We start from the raw sequence: 4,501 nt of genomic DNA, 5'->3' as shown, positions 1-4,501 counted from the left end.
ATTACAAAACAAAATATAAATATTGTTGGTACAACAAACGAAATTACTGACCAAATAGACGACATGGCCAAGACGATAGGGATAAATTCTAATAGATTTCACTACTTGAAAGCAAACATAATCTATAAAAATTTAACTAGCAATATCACTATAAAGCTATAAAAATTAGATAATTTTTAAAAATTTTATTATATTTATAAAACAAAAAATAATTTTAAGATTAGATGTAAAATAGAGTTATTTTCATCCTCAAATTTTGAGGATGAAATATTAATAAAATTTTAGGTGTTAAGCTATAAGGTTAAAATTTATTCTTTTTAACATCAGCTACTATCGTCTTAGCCATTTCATCGATTTGGGCAGTGATTTCATTCGTTGAGCTCACGATATCAACATTTTGCTTTGTAATGCTATCAATCTGGCTTACACTTTGATTTATCATATTTATGCCTTCGCTTTGCTCTCTGATGCTCTCGCTCATCTCATTGATACTTTGAGTAAGTATATTTGCGTTAGTTTCGATCTCACCAAGTGATTTTTGAGTTCGCTCAGCTAGTTTTCTAACCTCATCCGCAACTACGGCAAAGCCTCGTCCATGCTCACCAGCACGTGCTGCTTCGATAGCGGCGTTTAGGGCAAGTAAGTTAGTTTGATCTGCTATATCTCTAATAATAACGATGATGTTTTTAATCTCTTCAGATTGTTTTATAACATCTACAGTCTTTTGACTAATTGCACTCATTGAGCTACTCATTTGTTCGATCGCAGCAGCACTTTCTTGGAGAGAATTTGCTTGTGTGCTAGCACCTTGAGTTACTTGCTTCATTGATGCATCTAAATTTTTGGCTTTTTCTTCTAAGAATTGTGCTTGTTTTAGGTTAAATGCAAGCATATTAGCTATCTCTTCGCCAAGCTCATTTGTTACTAGTTCGACATTGCCTTTGGCATCCAAAATTCTTGAAGTAAAATCAGAATTTCTAAAATCATTAAAAGTTTTTTGGATCATATTTAAATCGCTACCGACTCTTTTTTCCAAAACATCTAGCATTTTATTTAAGACATCTTTTAATTCAATTAGTTTTGGATTAGCTGGAACATCTACTATCCTTGCTTTTAAATTTCCATTCTCTATCGCCTTTGCAGTCTCAACAGATTGAGATACCACTCTAGAGTCTTGATCGGCATTGTCAAAAATTTTAGCAATATTATCATTTATTAGTTTGCTCATTACGCCAAATTCATCTTTTGTTGCCACCTTTGAAACAACTGGCTCTTTTATCTCAAAATTTAAAAATCTAAAGAAACTAACCAAAGCATCTGTAATAGTTTTAATAGGATTAAGCGATCTTTTTAGCAAGAAATATACAAACGCAGACAAGACAACTATAAATATAAAGGCTAAAATAATCTGAACTTTTAAAATAGGCAAAGTATGCGAGCTAAAGATATTTTGATCCATTGCTGTTATTGCCAACCAACCTTTATCATTTATCTCTAACATATAAGCATAGACATCTTCGCCTTTTGTATTTTTATATGCTATTAATCCATTTTCATCAAATTTCTTTTCATTATATTGTTTTATTAGACTCTTTGCGATCTCATGAGGTTTGCCAACTAATTCTTTATTTGGGTGCATTATAACGTTGCCATTTTGATCTGTAACAAAAGCATAGCTGTATTCAGTTTTACTAATTTGCGATATATTATTGCTCAACTCCTCAATAGATGCATCTATACCAGTAACTCCAATATTTTTAATAGGTGCAGCAAAAGTTATAACCATCGCATTTAATGAAGCTGCCATATATGGATCAGTATATATTGGTTTATTCTCGGCTTTAGCTTGTTTATACCATCCTCTAACTCTTGGATCGTATCCAGCTTTATTTTGCCCATTTGATCTAAACATAGCCCCATCCTCATATCCAGCGTAAACAAGAGTGATCTCTTTTCCAGATATAGCTTTTGCTTGAGATAAAGCTAAATTTATGCCATCAGCATTCATCGAGCCATCACTTTTCTCGCTTAACTTACTAAGAGTCTCAGCCATTTTTTCTATAGCATACTGATTATTGGTAAAAAAGCTATTTAGTGCGATTTTCACATCTTTTAAAATTTGCTTTTGAGTTTGTATTACTAACTCAATGGCTTTATCATGAGCTGTATTGTAGCTGGCTAAAGATATTAGCGAGAATGATATGAATAATGCCAGTATGAGCATTAAAGATATTTTGTTTGCAATTGATCGCATTTACTTTCCTTTTACAAAAAATTTTAAGATGCGATTGTATATTTTTTTATATTAAATGGTATTTAATAATATTAATTACAAAATAGTGATGTATACATTAAATAATAATTTTGAATTATTTTTTCATTTTGGATAGTTAAAGTAAGTGAAATAAAATTAGAATTTAGGGGAAACAAACCCCTAAATTCGGTCTAAGATTAAAATTTATTCTTTCTAACGTCGGCTACTATCGTCTTGGCCATGTCGTCTATTTGGTCAGTAATTTCGTTTGTTGTACCAACAATATTTATATTTTGTTTTGTAATACTGTCGATCTGACTTACACTTTGATTTATCATATTTATACCTTCGCTTTGCTCTCTGATGCTCTCACTCATCTCGTTAATGCTTTGAGCTAGAACATTTGCATTAGCTTCAATCTCGCCAAGTGATTTTTGAGTTCGCTCTGCTAGTTTTCTAACCTCGTCGGCGACTACGGCAAAGCCTCGTCCATGCTCACCAGCACGCGCCGCTTCGATAGCAGCGTTTAGAGCAAGTAGGTTGGTTTGATCGGCTATATCTCTAATAATAACGATGATGTTTTTAATCTCTTCGCTTTGTCTGGTTACGTCGCTAGCTTTTTGGCTAATAGCGTTCATAGAACTGCTCATCTCTTCTATAGCCGCCGCGCTTTCTTGTATGGAGTCTGCTTGTTTATGGGCTCCGTCGGTTAGGGTTCTCATAGATTCTGCTAGGATTTTAGCTTTTTCTTCTAGAACCTGAGCTTCTTTTAAATTTTCCCTTAGCATATTGCTTACTGCGTCGCCAGCGCTTTGAAGGCCTACTATCATATCTCTTAGATCGCTTTCAAGCTCGGGTTTTAGCTCTAGTCTAGGAGTGTAGTCGTTTTTGTTGTAAGAAGCTAAAACTACGGCTATTCCTTTTAAATTTTCAGAAATTGACGCAAAGAATTTATTTAGCAGATCTTTTAACTGAACCAAAGCCGGGTTATTCGGAGTAGAGTTAATCTTAGCTCCCATATGGCCTTTTATCATGAGATTTGCTATACCGTTCATCTCGTCTATTAAGGCGCTGTCTTTTTTAACGCCGTTAAGGACTTTTTCTATATTCTCGTTAATAGATTCGCTCATTCTGCCGAATTCGTCTTGCGTAGTTACTACTAGCTTTTCCGGAGCGTTAGGGGTTTCGTAGGTAATAAATTTAAACGCGTCTTCAAGCTTGGTTTGAATAGTTCTAATAGGGCTAAGGGATTTTTTAAGAAGAGTAAATACGATAGCCGAAAGTATGACTATAAAAGCTACGGCAAGGATTATTTGAGCTTTTAATAAAGGCAATGTATTAGACGAAAAAGTATCTGCTCCGATAGCAGCTACCGCTAGCCAACCTTGATCATTTATAGGAAGAATTTTGGCAGTTACATTTTCGCCTTTATAGTTAGTGTAAGGGATAAGTCCATTTTCGTCATATTTCTTTTCTGCATATTGTTTTGAGAGATATAGTGTAGACTCGACTGCTTTGCCAACATTATCTGGATTTGAGTGCATTAGCATTACACCATCTTTATTCATAACATAGACATAGCCGTATTTTGTTTTACCCATTTCGAGAATTTTTTTACTTAAAGCATCTATATTTAAATCAAGCCCCAAAACACCATCAAAATTTCCATTTTTATTTACTGGAGCGGCAAAACTAATTACTAAAGCGTTAAACATAGCAGCTTTATAAGGTTCGGTATAGATAGCACCATTTGCACTCTTTGCTGCTTTATACCAGCCTCTAGTTCTAGGATCGTAATTATCGGCTGGAGTTGTTTTAGTTCCATCTGATTGGAAAAAATGTCCATCACTCTCGCGACCATAAAAAATATTAGAAACTAGATGACTAACATTTTCTTTTTGTATTTTTGTCTTTTCCATGTACGAGTCATCATTATTTGGTATTTGTGCTATATCTAAAGCAGACTTCTTGGCAACTTCTAAATATTCTTCAAAAAAAGAATCCGTAGTAGCTTTGATGTCACTTAGAATCTGATCCTGGGTCTGGCTGACCAACTCTACTACCTTACTTTCCGCTGTATAGTAGCTGACTGCCGAAATAGCAGCAAACGAAATAACTAGCAATGAGATGATAATCATCGCTATCTTTGAAGTTATGGACTTCATCTTTCCTCCTTTAAAAAGTTAAAATCGCTTTAATTTATCGAAAAAGAATTAAAATTAGTCTTAAATTTACCCTCTATTTAAT

Annotated in this window: 2 protein-coding genes and 2 pseudogenes; all 4 read right to left on the bottom strand. The window is 33.9% G+C overall.

Annotated elements, in window-relative coordinates:
* Positions 1 to 301: 301 nt before the first annotated feature.
* Positions 302 to 826 carry a methyl-accepting chemotaxis protein gene (locus FZ940_RS09760; protein WP_159070040.1) on the bottom strand — a complete coding sequence of 175 codons (525 nt, stop codon included), beginning with the start codon at positions 824 to 826 and terminating at the stop codon, positions 302 to 304.
* Between the two features lie 627 nt (positions 827 to 1,453).
* Positions 1,454 to 2,224: pseudogene (locus tag FZ940_RS09755) on the bottom strand (cache domain-containing protein); the annotation flags it as partial.
* 227 nt (positions 2,225 to 2,451) lie between these two features.
* Positions 2,452 to 2,892 carry a methyl-accepting chemotaxis protein gene (locus tag FZ940_RS09750; protein ID WP_374048479.1) on the bottom strand — a complete coding sequence of 147 codons (441 nt, stop codon included), beginning with the start codon at positions 2,890 to 2,892 and terminating at the stop codon, positions 2,452 to 2,454.
* 774 nt (positions 2,893 to 3,666) lie between these two features.
* Positions 3,667 to 4,392: pseudogene (locus tag FZ940_RS09745) on the bottom strand (cache domain-containing protein); the annotation flags it as partial.
* Positions 4,393 to 4,501 lie beyond the last annotated feature (109 nt).

It is taken from the genome of Campylobacter concisus (assembly GCF_902460415.1).
Lineage (GTDB): Bacteria > Campylobacterota > Campylobacteria > Campylobacterales > Campylobacteraceae > Campylobacter_A > Campylobacter_A concisus_Y.
Note: the sequence above shows the minus strand (reverse complement) of the source record. Positions and strands in the feature narration are given on the sequence as shown.

Excerpts from the sequence above, each read along its gene's own strand:
- FZ940_RS09760 (WP_159070040.1), bottom strand. The coding sequence starts at position 826 with ATGAAGCAAGTAACTCAAGGTGCTAGCACACAAGCAAATTCTCTCCAA.
- FZ940_RS09750 (WP_374048479.1), bottom strand. The coding sequence starts at position 2,892 with ATGAACGCTATTAGCCAAAAAGCTAGCGACGTAACCAGACAAAGCGAA.